This is a genomic window from Thalassotalea insulae, assembly GCF_030161395.1.
In the GTDB taxonomy this organism is placed as follows: domain Bacteria; phylum Pseudomonadota; class Gammaproteobacteria; order Enterobacterales; family Alteromonadaceae; genus Thalassotalea_E; species Thalassotalea_E insulae.
Genome location: NZ_BSST01000001.1, coordinates 899,322 through 916,485 on the forward strand (window position 1 = coordinate 899,322; position 17,164 = coordinate 916,485).

The 17,164-nt window shown below is 41.6% G+C and carries 15 protein-coding genes; 1 reads left to right on the forward strand and 14 read right to left on the reverse strand.

Annotated features, from left to right (window positions below):
* Window positions 1-72 precede the first annotated feature (72 nt).
* The gene (ppiC, locus tag QQK06_RS04200) at window positions 73-351 is read right to left on the reverse strand and encodes a peptidylprolyl isomerase PpiC (RefSeq protein WP_284243358.1); all 279 of its coding nucleotides are present in this window, start codon (window positions 349-351) and stop codon (window positions 73-75) included.
* A gap of 138 nt (window positions 352-489) precedes the next feature.
* Here ppiC and can point away from each other — a divergent pair, with 138 nt between their 5' ends.
* On the forward strand, window positions 490-1,101 hold the full coding sequence (gene can, locus QQK06_RS04205; RefSeq protein WP_284243359.1) for a carbonate dehydratase: 612 nt from the start codon (window positions 490-492) through the stop codon (window positions 1,099-1,101).
* Between the two features lie 331 nt (window positions 1,102-1,432).
* Here can and hppD read toward each other — a convergent pair whose 3' ends face one another.
* The 13 genes from hppD to nuoE form a co-directional block, all read right to left on the reverse strand.
* Window positions 1,433-2,476 (reverse strand): 4-hydroxyphenylpyruvate dioxygenase, encoded by a 1,044-nt coding sequence (gene hppD, locus QQK06_RS04210; protein ID WP_284243360.1) that lies wholly within the window; start codon window positions 2,474-2,476, stop codon window positions 1,433-1,435.
* A gap of 313 nt (window positions 2,477-2,789) precedes the next feature.
* Complete coding sequence (locus tag QQK06_RS04215; protein ID WP_284243362.1) at window positions 2,790-4,553, reverse strand: DEAD/DEAH box helicase; 1,764 nt, start codon at window positions 4,551-4,553, stop codon at window positions 2,790-2,792.
* A 318-nt stretch (window positions 4,554-4,871) separates the two neighbouring features.
* The gene (locus QQK06_RS04220; protein WP_284243363.1) at window positions 4,872-5,228 is read right to left on the reverse strand and encodes a hypothetical protein; all 357 of its coding nucleotides are present in this window, start codon (window positions 5,226-5,228) and stop codon (window positions 4,872-4,874) included.
* Window positions 5,229-5,399: 171 nt separating this feature from the next.
* Window positions 5,400-6,851, reverse strand: coding sequence for an NADH-quinone oxidoreductase subunit N (locus QQK06_RS04225; RefSeq protein WP_284243364.1), 1,452 nt, complete (start codon window positions 6,849-6,851; stop codon window positions 5,400-5,402).
* Window positions 6,851-8,287: a complex I subunit 4 family protein gene (locus QQK06_RS04230; protein ID WP_284243365.1), complete on the reverse strand. Its 1,437-nt coding sequence runs from the start codon at window positions 8,285-8,287 to the stop codon at window positions 6,851-6,853. The genes QQK06_RS04225 and QQK06_RS04230 overlap by 1 nt, the downstream gene beginning before the upstream one ends.
* Window positions 8,284-10,149: an NADH-quinone oxidoreductase subunit L gene (gene nuoL / locus QQK06_RS04235; RefSeq protein ID WP_284243366.1), complete on the reverse strand. Its 1,866-nt coding sequence runs from the start codon at window positions 10,147-10,149 to the stop codon at window positions 8,284-8,286. Before nuoL ends, QQK06_RS04230 begins: the two co-directional genes overlap by 4 nt.
* A gap of 9 nt (window positions 10,150-10,158) precedes the next feature.
* Window positions 10,159-10,467 carry an NADH-quinone oxidoreductase subunit NuoK gene (gene nuoK, locus QQK06_RS04240; RefSeq protein ID WP_284243367.1) on the reverse strand — a complete coding sequence of 103 codons (309 nt, stop codon included), beginning with the start codon at window positions 10,465-10,467 and terminating at the stop codon, window positions 10,159-10,161.
* Window positions 10,464-10,988, reverse strand: coding sequence for an NADH-quinone oxidoreductase subunit J (gene nuoJ / locus QQK06_RS04245; RefSeq protein ID WP_284246568.1), 525 nt, complete (start codon window positions 10,986-10,988; stop codon window positions 10,464-10,466). The genes nuoK and nuoJ overlap by 4 nt, the downstream gene beginning before the upstream one ends.
* A gap of 2 nt (window positions 10,989-10,990) precedes the next feature.
* On the reverse strand, window positions 10,991-11,506 hold the full coding sequence (nuoI, locus tag QQK06_RS04250) for an NADH-quinone oxidoreductase subunit NuoI (RefSeq protein ID WP_348541174.1): 516 nt from the start codon (window positions 11,504-11,506) through the stop codon (window positions 10,991-10,993).
* The gene (gene nuoH / locus QQK06_RS04255; RefSeq protein WP_431313633.1) at window positions 11,506-12,480 is read right to left on the reverse strand and encodes an NADH-quinone oxidoreductase subunit NuoH; all 975 of its coding nucleotides are present in this window, start codon (window positions 12,478-12,480) and stop codon (window positions 11,506-11,508) included. Before nuoH ends, nuoI begins: the two co-directional genes overlap by 1 nt.
* On the reverse strand, window positions 12,470-15,385 hold the full coding sequence (nuoG, locus tag QQK06_RS04260; protein ID WP_284243368.1) for an NADH-quinone oxidoreductase subunit NuoG: 2,916 nt from the start codon (window positions 15,383-15,385) through the stop codon (window positions 12,470-12,472). The genes nuoH and nuoG overlap by 11 nt, the downstream gene beginning before the upstream one ends.
* Window positions 15,327-16,628 carry an NADH-quinone oxidoreductase subunit NuoF gene (gene nuoF / locus QQK06_RS04265; protein ID WP_284243369.1) on the reverse strand — a complete coding sequence of 434 codons (1,302 nt, stop codon included), beginning with the start codon at window positions 16,626-16,628 and terminating at the stop codon, window positions 15,327-15,329. Before nuoF ends, nuoG begins: the two co-directional genes overlap by 59 nt.
* Complete coding sequence (gene nuoE, locus QQK06_RS04270; protein WP_284243370.1) at window positions 16,625-17,161, reverse strand: NADH-quinone oxidoreductase subunit NuoE; 537 nt, start codon at window positions 17,159-17,161, stop codon at window positions 16,625-16,627. Before nuoE ends, nuoF begins: the two co-directional genes overlap by 4 nt.
* Between the last annotated feature and the right edge of the window lie 3 nt (window positions 17,162-17,164).

Consider the following 17,164-nt stretch of genomic DNA (forward strand, 5'->3'; position numbering starts at 1 on the left):
AAATTGCTGGCCTTTTTACTTACATTACGCTTTATAAATTAATTCAAACCACTAAATGAAAAACGATGATAACTAGTTTCGATAAATGGTTTGAATCAGATGATAACCAAATTTGGTTTTTATTGGGCCATGCACTTTTAACACTTCTTTCTTAAACACCACGTCATCGAACGCTTTTACCATCTGACCACGTTTAAATTCACCTAAATCTCCACCTTTCTTGCCTGAAGGGCAAATAGAAAACTTCTTTGCCAGTTGGCCAAAATCTGCACCCTTTTCAAGTTTAGCAAGCAGCTCTTTCGCCAGTTTTTCCTGCTTAACCAAAATATGCCTTGCGCATGCAATCGTCATGCTTTCTCCTAATAACCGATTTTTTATCTATTGTAATAGAAATTAATCGAAATTTAACGAATTGCTTAGAGGTCGGATTTACATTAGGTGTCAAATCGACATAAAATGTCAAAAATAAACTTAAAATAAGAGTCAGCTATGTCAAACATTGAATATTTGTTTAAAAATAATCGCGCCTGGGCTGAAAAAATCAATCAGGAAGATCCTACATTTTTTGATACCCTTGCTGAGCAGCAAAAACCGGAATATCTCTGGATAGGTTGTTCTGATTCACGAGTTCCTGCTAATGAACTACTAGGCATGTTACCTGGCGAAGTATTTGTTCACCGTAATATTGCTAATCAGGTTATTCATACCGACCTTAACTGTTTATCTGTCATTCAGTTTGCTGTCGATTATTTGAAGGTCAAACATATTATCGTTTGTGGCCATTATGGCTGTGGCGGTGTGCTTGCATCAATGGATAATGAAAGTTATGGGCTGATAGATAACTGGCTTCGCCACATTGAAGACGTTCATCGCTTCCATAAAGAAAAACTTGATGCCATCACAGATCATAGCGAAAAATTTAATACACTTTGTGAACTGAATGTTATCGAGCAAGTGGCTAACGTTTGTAACACTACTATTGTCAGAAATGCATGGAAATCAGGTCAAGAACTAACTGTACATGGTTTTGTTTACAATCTAGGCGATGGTATCTTAAAAGATTTAAAGGTCTCAGCAGGTAAAGAAGCATTAGACCGATAGATAAATTGGTGTATTAGCGCTCTTATACTTCCATATATTCGCGACTTTACTTACAAGGATGTAAGTACTTAGTTTTATCTGTAGCAAATAACTGACCGTTTATCCTCGACTCTAGCATCCTGCTTCGCCCTCCTGCATCGATGTAGGTCGCCACGAACGCAGTGAGGCTCGACACAATATATACACGAAATTATGCTCCTGCAATTTCGACATACCGTACATCCTGTACATATAGGCTCCTGCTCATCCATGAGCTCACGTTATACCGTACATCCTGTACATAAAAAAACCGGCGATTTCGCCGGTTTTTGTTAACTGATGTTAGTGAAACTTACAGCACACCACGTTCAATTTGATTTAATTCAATCGATTTGAACAAAGCAGTAAAGTTACCTTCACCAAAACCTCGGTCATCAACACGTTGGATCATCTCGATAAAGATAGGCCCAAAGATATTTTTAGTGAAAATTTGTAGCAAGTAAGAATTTTCTTTCTGGCTATCCACTAAAATTTGATGTTCTTGAATACGTTTGTGATCTTCTTTTACCCAAGGAATACGTTTAAACACGTCATCATAATACTCAGGAACAATGTTTAGTGTATCTATAATATCTTTATCTAATTGATCTAACGAGCCCACCAAATCATCGGTAATAAAGGCTAAATGCTGAACGCCTGGACCATTGTATTCTTCCAAGTATTCATCAATCTGATTATTATTTGTGCCTTTACCTTCGTTAATTGGGATACAAAATTTACCACAAGGCGATTGTAATGCATAAGAAACTAAAGCTGACTTTTCGCCTTTGATATCAAAATAACGTACTTCAGTAAAACCAAACACGTTTTTATAAAAGTTAGCCCAATGTTCCATCGTGCCCTGATAAACATTGTTAGTTAAATGATCTACCGCTTTAAAGCCTTTATCTTTAACCACTACAGGTTCGGCCAAATCTTCAAAGTCATCTTGATAAATCGTACCTTTATCACCAAACTTATCGATAAAGTAAATTAGGCTGTCACCAATACCATAAATCGCAGGATATGGTAGTTTATTTTCTTCATGCTCAGCTGACTTAGCACCACGTTCAATTGCTTGTTCAAAAGCAAACTGTGCATCTTCAACGCGCCAACCCATAGAACAAATAGCCGGGCCATGGCTTTTAGCAAATTCACGTGAAAAACCTTTTTGTTCATTGTTTAATAAAAAATGAATATCATTTTGATTAAAGTAATCGATATCACGACCTTTAAACTTTTTCACTTTTGAAAAGCCAAAACCATAAAAGGCTTTTTCCATAAAATCTGAATCTGGCGTTGCATATTCAGTGAACTCGATACCACAAAGTTTTAAAGGGTTAGTTACTTCAGTCATAGTTGTCTCTCTCCAACATCAATGACTCCATTATTACTGGCTAAGCAATGAAGCGGAAGAGCTGATAAAATCTAGCGTTTTTAGCATATGTAAAAGATTATGTACGTTGAATTTGAGCAATTATTTTTCGACTCGATGTTAGCGCCTATAGTGCCTGCACCACGCACGTACAATAATCGTTACACCAAAAATTTAAATGCTAGTGTTCCCCTTTTTAAAGGGGTATAAAGATCCACCACAGCAAACAAATTGCCAATAAAAAAGGCGCTAATAGCGCCTTTTTCTACTGATTATTTCATCAAACCAATCAAAACTAGTTCGCTTTTCTTGGGCGATCATTACGACGAGGACGATGTTCAGTGACAATCGGCGCTTCTGATACCGAAATCTCTAATGCTTGGCGACGCACGCGAACACGTTTCAATTGTTTAAACGATTTATCTGGCATCCCCTTAGGCAATTGCACTAAAGCATGACGGTCATGCAAACTGATTTGCCCGATGTAGCTGCTATCTAAAGATATTTCATTGGCTATTGCACCAACAATATCACCTGGTTTTGCACCATGTTCTTTACCTACCTCTAAACGGTAAGTTTGCCAATCAACGTCATTTCTCACCGCTTTAGCTTTGCGTGGTGCACGTTCCGCGCGATTGCCGCGTTCACCACCACGGGCATCACGACGCCCTTCATTGCGTCCTCGGCCATCTCTATCGTTACGCTCACGCGTTTCACGACGAGGTTTAGGATCTTCTTTTGGCTGCAATGGTTGTTTTAACTGTTTTTGATATAACAAAGCTGCCGCCAAATCAGTCATCGATAATTCAGACTCATTGGCCATTGCTTCAATAATCTCACGCATGGCACTGAGCTCTTTTTCAGCAACAATAGCAGCCATTTCTTGGCGCGTACGTTCAATACGCGCTTTACCTATTTCTTGAATACTTGGTAGTTCGTATTGCTTAACCACACCAGAGGTTAATCTTTCGTAATGGCGTAATGAATACATTTCACGAGGGCGAACAAATGAGATCGCAATACCTTCTCTGCCAGCGCGCCCTGTTCGACCTATACGATGAACATAAGCTTCGTTATCACCCGGTAAGTCATAGTTAATCACGGTAGAGATGCGTGGTATATCTAAACCACGAGCAACCACATCCGTCGCCACTAAGATAGAAGATTTACCTGATTTGATTTGATCAACCGTCCGCTCACGTTGTGCTTGGTTCATATCACCATTTAATGCAACCGCTGGGTAACCAGCTCGTTCAAGTTTTTCAGCTACTTCAACGGTATCATTTCGGGTACGAACAAAAATAATCATCGCATCATATTCAAGCGTTTCTGCAATACGCTCTAATGCTGTGATCTTATTAATGCCGCTGACTTTCCAGGCAAACTGTTCAATATTGGCTTTCGCTTTTTTAACGGCTTCAATTTTTACATGCACAGGATCAGTTAAGAATCTATTCGCCACTTTACGAATTTGAGCTGGCATAGTAGCTGAAAATAACGCCATTTGCGTTGATTCAGGCAAATGTTCAAGGATCCACTCAATATCTTCTAAAAAGCCCATATTAAGCATTTCATCTGCTTCATCAAGCACACAAAAGGATAAGTTTGATAATTTTAAACTTTTACGACGTAAGTGATCCATTAAACGGCCAGGCGTACCAACAATTACCTGAGCACCACGCTCTAATTGTTGAAACTGTGGTCCGTAAGATTGTCCGCCGTACAAGGTTGCTACGCGCAACCCCTTCATATTCTTTGCGAATGACTCAATTGCTTCTGCCACCTGAATCGCTAATTCACGGGTCGGTGCTAACACCATCAACTGAGGCTTTTTAACAGAAACATCAATTTTAGTTAATGCTGGCAAACTAAAAGCAGCTGTTTTACCGGTACCAGTTTGTGCTTCACCGAGGACATCAAATCCTTCAAGTAAAGATGGAATGGTTTTTTGCTGGATTGGAGTTGCAGAATCAAAACCTAAGTTTTTTACCGCTGTTAATAAAAATTCAGGCAAACCAAGGGCATCAAAGCCGGTATCGGCATTGTTTACATTTAACATAATTATTTTGTCTTCTCATGGCAGGTCAAGTTGTAAACTAACAACCCCTGCGTACATTTCGAGGAAACCGCCAAGAAGACTTTAGGCACATTCTATTTGCTAGTTAAGGATGCTAGCTGGGCAAGTCTATTGGGATAACCCCACAAGTTTATCAGGTATCAGACACATCCGAGCAGCTGATACAGAGGCGCGCATTATACAGATGTTCAAAATAGAAGCAAGAAATTAATCCGATGACTTTAGTTTTTTTAACCACAAATAAGGGGGAAATTAGCAATATTCCCCTATTAATCTATAGCAAAAAAACAGTAATATAATCTAATCATCAATATTTAATGCGCCATTAACATTTTTTATCGTTAAGCCGCCTGAACCAGCTTCAACAATAGTTAAACCACCAGTACCCGTTAATGCCAACTCAACATTATCATAATCAGGTTGTGAACTATAGACATCAGCAATAACACGAATAGTTTTGGCTTCTTCAACGCCTACAACAAGCAAAGAGCCAGCCCCAGCATTGATCTGTAATGAGGTTAACGATTCGCTATCAAGTGATAGCTTTTGCTGCTGATGATGCGATAGCCGGGCTGACGCTGATGGTACTGTGACCACAATACAGCCAGATAATATTGAAGTAAAAGCGAGAGTAAAAAATAAGCGGCTAAATGCCATAGCATATCCTTAATAATTATTATCATAGTTTGACTCATTAGCCTCTTGATAATCAATTATTAAGCCAATATATCACAATAATATCAGATAGTTAGGGGTTATTCTCTGTTAGGACAAAAGCGTAAGGATAATAAAATAGTATTTTTGACTAACCTTTTGTTATTTACGTTATTAGAAAGTTAACAACCATTGGCCTAACAAATCAGGAAAAATCCCCAACACTAATGCTGTCGCTATGTAGACGCCCACTAAAGTGCGATTAACGACAGTAGCTTCTACCGGTTGTTGTACGGTAGTAAGCTCTCTCTCATTAAACAATGCAAAAATTACGGGTAGGTAATACGCCAGCGCAATACCACTACCAATAATTAATGCCGACAATAATAACCACAACGACTGATTCGCCGCAAGATTGATCAAATAAAACTTACCAATAAAACCAGCTGTTAACGGAATTCCCGCAAAGCTTAACAAGGAGACGATCACCAGCACAGCTAACAGTGGTTTATGCCAAAACAGCCCATGCCAGTCTGCTAGCTCAATATCTTGCTTATTTTCATTAAGCTCAGTAAAGCTGATCACCGTAAATATTGACACGCAAGCCAGCAAATATGCAGCTAAATAAAACAAGGTACTTTGCCATGCCATGGCTAACGCCTGCTGTGGCTGTGTAACGTTAATCAGCACAATGATCAGCAAGTAGCCCATATGAGCTATCGATGAATACGCGAGCATTCGTTTTATCGATTGCTGCTTCAGCGCTAAACTATTGCCTGCAATCATAGATAACACCGCCACCACCGATAACACATTAACCAAGTTAGTTGTTTGTATAATTTGCTGCTGACTAAAGGCAAAGCAACATTTAAGTAGTGCTACGAAAATAGCGCATTTAGAAATAGTCGCCAATAATAAGGTCACCGGCGTAGCAGCACTCTGGTATACATCTGGTGTCCAATAATGAAATGGGACTAAAGAGAGCTTAAACGCCATGCCTGCAAAAAATAAAATAAAGCCTAATTGCAGCAAAAATTCATTTGTATTAAGCAAATGACTATTGTCTGGGCGAGCGAAACTTAGCTCTCCAGTATAAGCATAGATAAAAGCGATACCTAACAGCATAAAGCTTGAGGCACTGGCACTTAAAATTAAATATTTAAAGCCCCCTTCTACTGCATGTTCCCGGTATCTGAAATAGCCCACTAAACCAACCAGCGAAATACTTAATAATTCAAATCCTAGAAACAAGCTGGCAAAGTGATCACTAACCACTAATATGCTTGCCCCCAGCATAGTTAACAACAGCAGCAGATAATATTCATCATGCACCTCCACCGCTTTACCCAACACTTGAGTACTTAAGGCGATAACAAACATCCCAGACAGCAACATCAGTAATAATGCAAAACGACTGTAATCATCAACATACAACAAGCTAGTAACCGCAAGTTGCCCTTGACCAATATTATTCATTGTCGCTATCGTCGCTAACAACAACACCACTAATGAAAAATTAGCGATAAGCCGCTGTGTTCGCTGCCAAGCAATTAACAGTAAGGCCAAAGTTATCCCTGCAGCAATGATCAGCTGAGGCGTTAGCGCAAGAAGCGTAGCAATATCCATTAACCGCCTCCATTAAAAGAAAATTGTAAAATCACATTTGGGAATATCCCAATAATCAATAATCCAGCCAGCAAACTCACGGCAATAATGCGCTCCCTAATAGAGAGATCAATAAAGCCTTGCTTAATTGGTCCATGAAAACTGGATTGAAACAGCACCATAGCGTAAACCGCTGAGCCGATTATGCCGAGTGCAGCGCCAATAGTGATCAATGGAAAACGCTGAAATGCCCCAATCAAACTAAAAAACTCACCAATAAAATTCGCCAGTCCAGGTAAACCAAAGGCTGCAGCAGCAAAGGCAAGCGTATAACCTCCCATTACTGGGGCAGAATGCCAAAACCCCCCCATTTTTGCTAAGTCTCTTGAACGAATACGCATATAAAGCATACCAGCAAAGGAAAACAAGGCTGCACTGCTTAAGCCATGCGCAACAATTGTGATCACCGCTCCTTGATAAGCATTCGCATTAAATGAGAACAACGCCAGCATCACAAATCCCATATGGCTAATACTGCTGTATGCCACTAAACGCTTAAAGTCACTTTGAGCAAACGCCATTTTTGCACCATATAAAATACTGGCTAAAGCTAACAGAGCAGCGATGGGAGCAAAATTTTGACTAGCATCAGGAAATAACAAAATAACAAAACGGATCAGGCCATAAGCGCCTGTTTTAAGTAATACTCCAGCCAATAAAACACTGCCCGCTGTCGGTGCTTGAGTGTGGGCATCCGGTAACCAGCTATGTACCGGAAATGATGGTAATTTAACCGCAAAGGCGATAAAAAACCCCAACATCATATAAGTGGCTAATTCTGGTGGCAGTTCTAATGCTAGCCAATCTTGATAAGCAAAACTTAATGTGCCTGTTTGCTGTTGATGCAAATACGCCATCAAAATAATGGCAATCAGCATCAGCAAACTACTAACTTGGGTAAAAATAAAAAACTTAATTGCCGCAAAACGTCGATTTTCGTGCCCCCAAATTGCAATCAATGCCGTCATCGGCAGCAACATCACTTCCCAGAAAAAGAAGAACAACAGCATATCCACCGCGGTGAATACCCCGACAATACCTGCAATAGTGAGCATCAGGTTAAAATAATAGAAACCTCGACGATAGGTAATTTCCCGCCATGAAATCAACACCGCAATAATCGATAACATAAACGTTAAAATCAGCAACAAGTTACTTAAGTGATCTAGTGCTAGTCGATAGCGGACGTTAAAAACATCGATCCAGGCAAGATCAGCAGTTATTTGTAATTGAGCAAAATTTAACGGACTAGTCATTAAATAAATGATAAATGCAGCCATAAATAGCAAGATAAAAAGCAAGCAGATCAGCTTGCCACTCTCGGCCCGTTTCTCTTCCATAAACCAGGAAAAACCACCGCCGAGCACTAACCCAATCATTAACAAGGAAATGATCATAGCAACCAGCCCCCAAGTAACAATACCAAACCAAAGACAAAGGCAGCTGCATACCAACGTAACAAGCCATTTTGACTATAAACCAGCACATCGCGCCATAAGCCGACATACCATGAAAGGCTCATTAACAACTGATCGATAATGTCACGACGGTTTAATTGCGCTAAAGCAACAAAAGGTTTTACGACAAATAATGAATAGATAAAATCAAAACCAAGACCCGCCCGACAAAAACGTTGTACTAAACTGGTGTTTAGCTCCATCTCGGCGCGTGCAATATCATTAGCCTCACCGAGGCGATATGCTTTAAAATACACCCAAGAAAAAACGATACCAACAAATGGCGTCGCTATCGCCACCGTATGTAACCACTCAGGAGAAGAGTGTGCTAATGGCACTAATGCGTGTTCAAATAATATTTCTAAATCAGGCGCTAACAGCCCACCAATTAATGATAAAAATGCTAACGCAAGCAAAGCTGTTTTAAGCAACACGCTATTTGATTGCGTCACTGTTTCGTTAAAACGTGCCTTCCCTAAAAACGCGAGAAAAAATAACCGGCAACTATAAATACTGGTTAGCAATGCCCCAACAATTGCACACCACCACAAAGTAGGGCCTGCGGTAGATGACGCCCAAAGCTGCGCTATTATCGCTTCCTTAGAGAAAAAGCCTGAAGTGCCAGGTAACGCCATTAAACAAACTAAACCGATAACAAATAACGCCGTTTCTAGCGGTAGTTTTTTTATCAAACCACCCATTTTAAAAATATTTTGCTGATGATGAAGCGCGTAAATCACCGCACCTGCAGTTAAAAATAATAACGCTTTAAAAAACGCATGCGTCATCAAATGAAAAATCCCAGCTGACCAAGCTCCAGCACCTAATGCTAGCATCATGTAACCGATTTGACTCATGGTAGAATAAGCCAACACTCGCTTAATATCCGTTTGAACCAAAGCAGCGATTCCGGCCAGTAATAATGTGGCAGCGCCAACCCAGGCAACATAATGCATCATCTCTGGTGACAATAAGAACAGGCTATTCATCCGAGCGATTAAATAGACTCCAGCAGTCACCATAGTCGCAGCATGGATCAGTGCACTAACAGGCGTAGGCCCAGCCATCGCATCAGGTAACCAGGTTTGAAGCGGTAATTGCGCTGATTTTCCCACCGCACCACCAAGTAATAGCAGACAAATCCAATAAGCATATTCACTCCCAACAGCCCACTGATTGGAGGCCAGCTCACTCACTTCATTGATGTTAACGCTACCTAATTGCTTGAATAGCAAAAATAAACCAATTGCCATCGCGGTATCACCAATACGAGTGACAATAAATGCCTTACGCGCTGCCAGTACATTATCTGGCTGTTGATACCAGAAGCCGATCAATAAGAAACTACAAAGGCCAACGCCTTCCCAACCTAGATACAGTAACACCAGGTTATCGGCGAGTACCAAGATCAGCATGGAAACGATAAATAAATTCATATACGCCATAAAACGGCTGAAATTTTCATCATCTTTCATATAGATACTGGCAAACAGATGGATCAAAAAGCCAACACCAGAAACGACTGAAATCATGACCGCTGAAAGTCCATCCAAGTAAAAAGAAAAGTTCACGTGTGCTATGCCGCTATCATGACTCAAGCTAAACCAGCGCCACAATCTCACTATCAATACCCCTTGCTCGGTATTTGCTAGGCTATAACTCAAAAACAAACTAGAGAGTGCACATAACAACAATGAACCAACACTTAAAATAAAAATGGGTAACCAAGAAAGCCTTTTTCCTAGCGTGATCAGAAGCAAAAAACTGATCAAGGGATAAACAGGTAGCAATGCCAGCAACATAATCTCCCCCTATCCTTTTAATCGACTGAGAAAGTCAATATTTAGTGATTTAAAGGTATGCTGCATTCGGATAAGCAGTGCCAAACCAACAGCGACTTCCGAGGCCGCCAAAGTTAAAATCAAAATAAACATCACTTGGCCATCAGCCGTTTGCCAGACACTGCCCGCGCCAATAAAAGCAACGCCAACCGCATTAAGCATCACTTCCAGACTCATTAACATAAACAGGGTATTTTTGCGTACCACGACACCAATAAAGCCGATGACAAACAGAATACTTGCCAAAATTAAGGCATGAGTTAACGGAATAGTGCTCATAGGTGTCCTCCCTGGCTATCGGGTTTAGCATAGTGGTAACCGGCAACTAAACCCGCCAATAGCAAAAATGACGCAATTTCAACAGCCAATAGATAAGGGCCATATAACAAAATGCCGACTTGCTTAGAATCGACCACTGTGGCACTAAGTCGCTGCTGAATATCACTGTTATCGATAGAAATAAGAATTTCTATCAACAAGATAATCGCCAGTAAACACGGACCAAACCAAACAGATCCCCCTTTATTTCGTGGCGCATATAGAGTTTCATCTTGCTTTAAATCGAATAGCATAATCGCAAAAACAAATAACACTAATATCGCCCCGGCATATACAATCACTTCAAGTCCGGCAGCAAATGGCGCCCCCATCAAATAAAAACAAATTGCCACCGCCAACATTGACACCACCAGATATAGCAAGGCATGTACGGTATTTTTATGAGTGACTACTTTAATACTGGCAACAATGGCAATCAGTCCCGCCAAGTAAAATAATATTTCAAGTGCAGATAAATGCATGATCACGGCATCAACCCCTTAATATCTATCGGCGGCTTCTCCTGTGCCCCTTGGCCTTTGCCTTTATCCTTTATTGCAATGCCTGACTGCTGATAAAAACTGTAATCCGGGTATTTTCCCACACCATTAATCAATAAGTGCTCTTTTTCATAAACCAAATTTTGTCGATCATACTCAGCAAGTTCTACATCTGGCGTTAACTGAATCGCATAAGTTGGACAAGCTTCTTCACAAAAGCCACATAAAATACAACGGGAAAAATTAATGCGGAAAAACTCTGCGCGTTTGCGGCCATCATCGTCAATAGTTTGCTGCAGTGCAATGCAATCCACCGGACACGCCACAGCACACAAGTTACAAGCAACGCAGCGTTCCTGTCCATCAGGCTCCCGTGTTAGCACAATGCGGCCACGATATCTTGGCGCCAAATAAGGCTTTTGCTCGGGATATTCAACGGTATCTGCTTTGGTAAATGTATGTTTAAGTACTAACCAGATGGTGCGCAATTGACTAAGCATTACAACCCTCCCGATAATTTCAAAGCAGCAGTTACCACTAAATTTAACAATGCCAGCGGCAACATCACCTGCCAGCCAAACGCTAACAATTGATCAAACCTTGGCCGAGGTAAGGAAGTGCGTAGTAAGATAAAAAACACCACGAAAAACATCACTTTGGCAATAAACCAAACAAGTGGGGGTAGCCATAAAGAGAAAGGCTCTGGCATCAACCAACCACCAAAAAACAGCACTACTGACATCGCAGAAATCAGCGTCACCCCTAAATACTCGCCAAGAAAGAACAAAGCAAATTTCAACCCAGAATACTCGGTGTGATAACCTGCGGTTAATTCCGTTTCCGCTTCCGGCAGGTCAAATGGCAACCGATGACTTTCTGCGATGCCGGCAATTAGAAAAATCACAAAACCGATAAATTGAGTACTGATAAACCAACCGTCCGTTTGAGCTAAGACAATCTCACGCAAATTAAAGCTACCGCTTAGCATCACCACTCCCATGACAGAAAGTCCCATAAAAACTTCATAACTCACCGTTTGTGCTGCTGCCCGCATGCCACCTAACAATGCATATTTTGAATTAGACGCCCAGCCCGCCAGAACTACTGAATATACCGCCAGAGAAGCCATCGCCAGAAAGAATAGTAAGCCAATATTTAAATCGACCACCCCAATACTTGGTGCAAAAGGAATAACAGCAAAGCTCATTAACACACACATGGCTCCGATCACCGGTGCGATGGTAAACACTAATCGTTCACTAAATGGTGGGATCCAATCTTCTTTACCTAAAATTTTCAATAGATCAGCCAGCGACTGCAGCACACCGAAAGGACCAACACGATTAGGTCCTAACCTGTCCTGCCAAATTCCTATCAGTCGTCGCTCAACCCAAACTAACATCGCTGCAATAGGGATCAACAATGAAATAATGATGGTGATTTCAATCAGCTTCCAAATTATATCAGACATCATCCAACCCTCCGCTCACTAATCGAATCGGAATATACTGATCTTGTTGCTTCAACTGAGCTAGCATTGTACTTTGGCTAACTTTTGCCTCCGTGTGTTTTTGCTCAAACTCAGTTTGATAATCTTTAACCTGCTGCTCAGATGCTTCGCCAATTGTCACCTGACTGACAGGCTGATTGACTAACTCGTTAAACTGGCCATAAGTTAAGTCACCAACTAAACGCTCATCGATATCAAGCACAGCGATCACTTGTACAGGATCAGGTGAATTATCCAAGGTACAATTAACAGCTAACCACTGTCCTTGCTGCCAGCCTTGCGTAACCGCCATTTCATTAGAAATAACCAACTGATTATATTGCTCAAGTAGCTTAAATTCAGGCGTTAAGCTCGCTTGCCATTCCCCTTGATACCAAGTAGTTTTCAAGGCAAAGCTTGAAAATTCACTCGCTTCATCAGATATTTGTTCTCGATAATAAAACTGAGCAAGTAAGGCAGGGTTCAAACTAAAATTCAGTACTTGTTGCTGCCCCTGATTCAGTAATGGGCCTGCCACCTGTTGCTGATATTGAGTAATAGCCTGATTAGAGTTCCAGCCGGGTGCCCAGGTATACGGCATACTATCGCCATGCTTAGCTTTAGTCCCTTCCATGGAAAATCTATAACTATCCGATGACTGTGTTGCTTTTGTTTCATGAACACTAATATTGGCCATTTTTGCCGTGCGACCACTGACCCGGTGACTTTCTCTGGCAATCGCCTGCTCATTATCAGCTAGTGAAACAGGCCAGTTGTTATCATGTTGTCGAAACATTTGGTGTAATGCGGCTAACGACTGTGCTTCATTTGCCAGTGGGTGAGTATTAAATAGCGACTCTGCCATTATCCCTAACCAGCGCCAGCTTTCTTGAACCGGTAACACACTTGGATGTACTTGATAAAAGCTTTGGATAACACCTTGATAGTTAACAAAGTGACCATCGCTTTCCGTAACAGGTGCTACTGGCAAGACAATATCGGCAATTTCCGTTATTTGATTTTCACTATGATCTAAAGCAATTATGGTAAGGTCTTGTCGTTGCAGGCTAATGAGTTGTTCTGTAGAAAACTGAGATAACTCCTGCTCCAAAAAGATCACCCCATCAAACGTTTCCTTGCTGCCCTCTTTCAGCTGCTCAAGTACAGTTTCAACGGGTAAAGACTGTTCATCCAACAACGATAACAGTCCAACGGAATTTGCCTGTGGCGCTACCATCACACTGCGCACGGGAATATCGGCCTCAGTTAATGCGTCAATAAAAGCTAAAACAGCAGCAAACAGTTGAGCAGAACCACTATTCCAACCGCCAATAATTAACGGTTTTTTCGCTTGCACCAACTTATTTAATAACGATGATACCCCTTCGTTTTCATAGGTTAATTCAGTTAATGGTGTATGACCTTTAACCAACTCTGCCATCAAGATTAACAATTCAATGGTGCATTGACTCGATTGCAATAATACTTGCTGTGCAACACTGTCAAGCTTAGTGTCCTGACGTTGCAACAGGTATAGTGGTGATAGTTGCTTACCTCCGATAGTCCTGACTGCACTATCTTGCCAGCTCGGCACACCTAACCTAGCGGCTTTATCAACGCTGATATTACGCAATGCCTGGCGCACAGCTAATGCCATTCTTGGTGCTGTTTGTGTTATGTCTTCATCAACAATTAGCACAAAATCACTTTGTTCTATCTCTGCAATACTGACAGGGTTATTTTTTGCAAGGTACTGATGGTGTAGCGCGGCAAGCTGCATTTGAGTTTTGCTAAGTCCGAGTGAAAACCTGTCGTTGCCCACTAACTGCTTCAATAGATAATTAGCTTCATAACTCGCTCGGGCAGAGCCAATACCTAAGAAACGTTTATTTTTAAAATGCACTAATGCTTTACTGACATCTAACTTAGTTAACTTATCAGGTGCATGTTGAGCAATGCCTTTTACAGATTTGAGCCGATACTCACTATTAACAAAACCTATACCAAAGCGCCCGCGGTCACAGAGAAAATAACCGTTAATCTGCTGGTTATAACGATTCATCACCCGCCGAACACTACCATAGCGCTCACCAACACTAGTATTGCAACCAACAGTACAATGAGCGCACACAGAAGGAGCTGACTGCAAATCCCATTTTCGAGTGTAATGGGCAGAAAATAACTTGTTAGTAAAAACCCCGGTTGGGCACACTTCCACTAAGTTGCCACTAAACTCACTCTCCAGTTGCCCGTCTTGCTGCCGGCCAAAGTAGACCTGGTTTTTTGACCCAAAGACATCAAAATCATCACCGCCGGCATAATCCTTGTAATAACGGACACAGCGATAACAAGTAATGCAACGATTCATTTCGTGACCTATAAATTCCCCGAGATACTGGTTAGTAAAGGTTCTCTTCTCTCCCTGATATTGACGCTGCGTATGCCCTGTCATTACCGTCATATCTTGCAGATGACACTCACCACCTTCAGCACAAACCGGACAATCATGAGGGTGATTTGTCATCATCGCCGCAATCACCTGCTCTCTAAATTCAACCGCAGATTTATCAGTTAAGCCAATGCGCATCCCTTCAGTTACAGGAGTAGTGCAGGCCATCACTAATCGTCCCCGCTGATCATTTTCATCCTGATATTGCGTCACTGCACATTGGCGGCAGGCACCAACCGAGCCCATAGAAGGATGCCAGCAAAAATAAGGTAAATTAAGTTTTTGCGATAAAACGCCTGCGAGTAAATTATTATCGCTTGCCACTTGATATGGCTGATCATCGATATAGATAGTGACTTTATTATTTTCTTTTTCCACCATGTTAATGCCCCCCATGATAAGGACAACAGTGCTTCTCGATATGCTCAACAAAGTCATCATTAAAGTATTTTAGGGCACTTCTAAGTGGCTCTACCGCCCCGGGGGCAAGTGCACAATGGGTTTTTCCTATCCACATAAAATCACAAAGCTTTAATAGCTCATCAATATCATTGAGCGTGCCTTTTCCTTGCTCGATGCGAGTTAAGATTTCTACCGCCCAGGGCGTACCATCTCGACACGGTGTACACCAACCACAAGATTCCTGCGCAAAAAATTGCAATAAATTTAGCACCATGGCAACAGGACAATTTTTATCATCGAGCACGATTAATCCAGCAGTACCAAGCCGGCTGCCAACTTTAGCAATTGAGTCATAATCCATCGGTGTATCTAAGTGCTCTGGCAAAAGAAAATCTGTCGATGCGCCGCCTGGTAGCAGCCCTTTTAATTTAAGGCCATCACATAAACCACCGGCATGTTCATTAAGTACCTGTCCTATAGTCACTCCCATCGGCAACTCCCAAAGACCAGGAGTTTTAACCCGACCGCAAGCACCATAAATTTTGCTGCCAGCATCACTATCAGGTGAAATTTCCTGAAACCAGTTAATGCCATGTTTTAAAATGTGAGGAAGGTTACTTAACGTTTCGACATTGTTAACAATCGTCGGTTTACCGAATAGGCCAGCAACTTGAGGAAATGGTGGTTTTGCTCTCGGATTTGCCCGCTTACCTTCAAGCGCATTAATCAACGCCGTTTCTTCACCACAAATGTAGCGGCCAGCACTAGTGTGTAAGTACAAATCCAACTGATAACCTTGCTGTTGAATATTTTCGCCAAGCCAACCGGCCTGATAAGCTTCATTAATCGCACTTTGCAACCGTTTGGCTGCAAGGTGATATTCACCACGTAAAAAGATATAGGCCTTGTTCGCTCCTATGGTATAAGCGGCGATGATCATCGCCTCAATCAACTGATGCGGCACACCTTCAAGCAGCAACCGGTCTTTGAAGGTGCCAGGTTCCATCTCGTCCGCATTACAAACAAGGTATTTATTCTCTCTAGCTCGGCTATCACCGGCATCAAATTGAGGAACAAAGCTCCACTTCACTCCAGTTGGAAAACCTGCACCGCCACGTCCTTTTAATCCTGATGCTTTTACTATCTCCAGCACTTCCTCAGGGCTATGTTCACATAGGGCTTTACGCGCACCAGCATATCCGCCCTGAGCACTGTACTGCTGAAAGTTTAACGGTTCAGACAAGTTCACCAAATGCGTTAATGGTTGAGTCATTGCATTCATGGTTGCTCTCCATTAACTTGCTCAACGCCCTGCTGATATTGCTGTAAAATATCGATTGCAGTATCGGCAGTTAATTGCTGATAATGCTGCTGCCCTATCATCATTACTGGCGATTTATCACAGCCCCCTAAACAGGCATTTGACAGCAAAGTAAACAGGCCATCGTCTGTCGTTTGGCCATAATCAATATTTAAATAACCTTTAATCGCTGCCAGCACTTCGGCATAACCAGTTAGATGACAACTGACGCTATCGCACAAGTGGATCACATGTTTACCAACGGGTTGTCGATATATCAGGTTATAAAATGTAGCGACACCTTCAAGCTCGGCACTCGACATCTTCAAATAAGCAGCAATTGCCATCAGGGAATCATCACTGATCCAGCCACGATTAGCCTGGACGATTTTTAACGCTTCAATACCAGCAGCTTCACGAGTTTCCATAATGCTGATCTCATGATCTATTTCTGCCAACTCAGTCGCAGTAAGATATTTTAACGGGTGCGGGATCAGTTGTTTGACAATATTCATAAG

What these genes read in the sequence shown, in the direction of transcription:
- ppiC (WP_284243358.1), bottom strand. Translation starts at nt 351, where the DNA reads ATGACGATTGCATGCGCAAGGCATATTTTGGTTAAGCAGGAAAAACTG.
- can (WP_284243359.1), top strand. Translation starts at nt 490, where the DNA reads ATGTCAAACATTGAATATTTGTTTAAAAATAATCGCGCCTGGGCTGAA.
- hppD (WP_284243360.1), bottom strand. Translation starts at nt 2,476, where the DNA reads ATGACTGAAGTAACTAACCCTTTAAAACTTTGTGGTATCGAGTTCACT.
- QQK06_RS04215 (WP_284243362.1), bottom strand. Translation starts at nt 4,553, where the DNA reads ATGTTAAATGTAAACAATGCCGATACCGGCTTTGATGCCCTTGGTTTG.
- QQK06_RS04220 (WP_284243363.1), bottom strand. Translation starts at nt 5,228, where the DNA reads ATGGCATTTAGCCGCTTATTTTTTACTCTCGCTTTTACTTCAATATTA.
- QQK06_RS04225 (WP_284243364.1), bottom strand. Translation starts at nt 6,851, where the DNA reads ATGGATATTGCTACGCTTCTTGCGCTAACGCCTCAGCTGATCATTGCT.
- QQK06_RS04230 (WP_284243365.1), bottom strand. Translation starts at nt 8,287, where the DNA reads ATGATCATTTCCTTGTTAATGATTGGGTTAGTGCTCGGCGGTGGTTTT.
- nuoL (WP_284243366.1), bottom strand. Translation starts at nt 10,149, where the DNA reads ATGTTGCTGGCATTGCTACCTGTTTATCCCTTGATCAGTTTTTTGCTT.
- nuoK (WP_284243367.1), bottom strand. Translation starts at nt 10,467, where the DNA reads ATGAGCACTATTCCGTTAACTCATGCCTTAATTTTGGCAAGTATTCTG.
- nuoJ (WP_284246568.1), bottom strand. Translation starts at nt 10,988, where the DNA reads ATGCATTTATCTGCACTTGAAATATTATTTTACTTGGCGGGACTGATT.
- nuoI (WP_348541174.1), bottom strand. Translation starts at nt 11,506, where the DNA reads ATGCTTAGTCAATTGCGCACCATCTGGTTAGTACTTAAACATACATTT.
- nuoH (WP_431313633.1), bottom strand. Translation starts at nt 12,480, where the DNA reads ATGATGTCTGATATAATTTGGAAGCTGATTGAAATCACCATCATTATT.
- nuoG (WP_284243368.1), bottom strand. Translation starts at nt 15,385, where the DNA reads ATGATGACTTTGTTGAGCATATCGAGAAGCACTGTTGTCCTTATCATG.
- nuoF (WP_284243369.1), bottom strand. Translation starts at nt 16,628, where the DNA reads ATGAATGCAATGACTCAACCATTAACGCATTTGGTGAACTTGTCTGAA.
- nuoE (WP_284243370.1), bottom strand. Translation starts at nt 17,161, where the DNA reads ATGAATATTGTCAAACAACTGATCCCGCACCCGTTAAAATATCTTACT.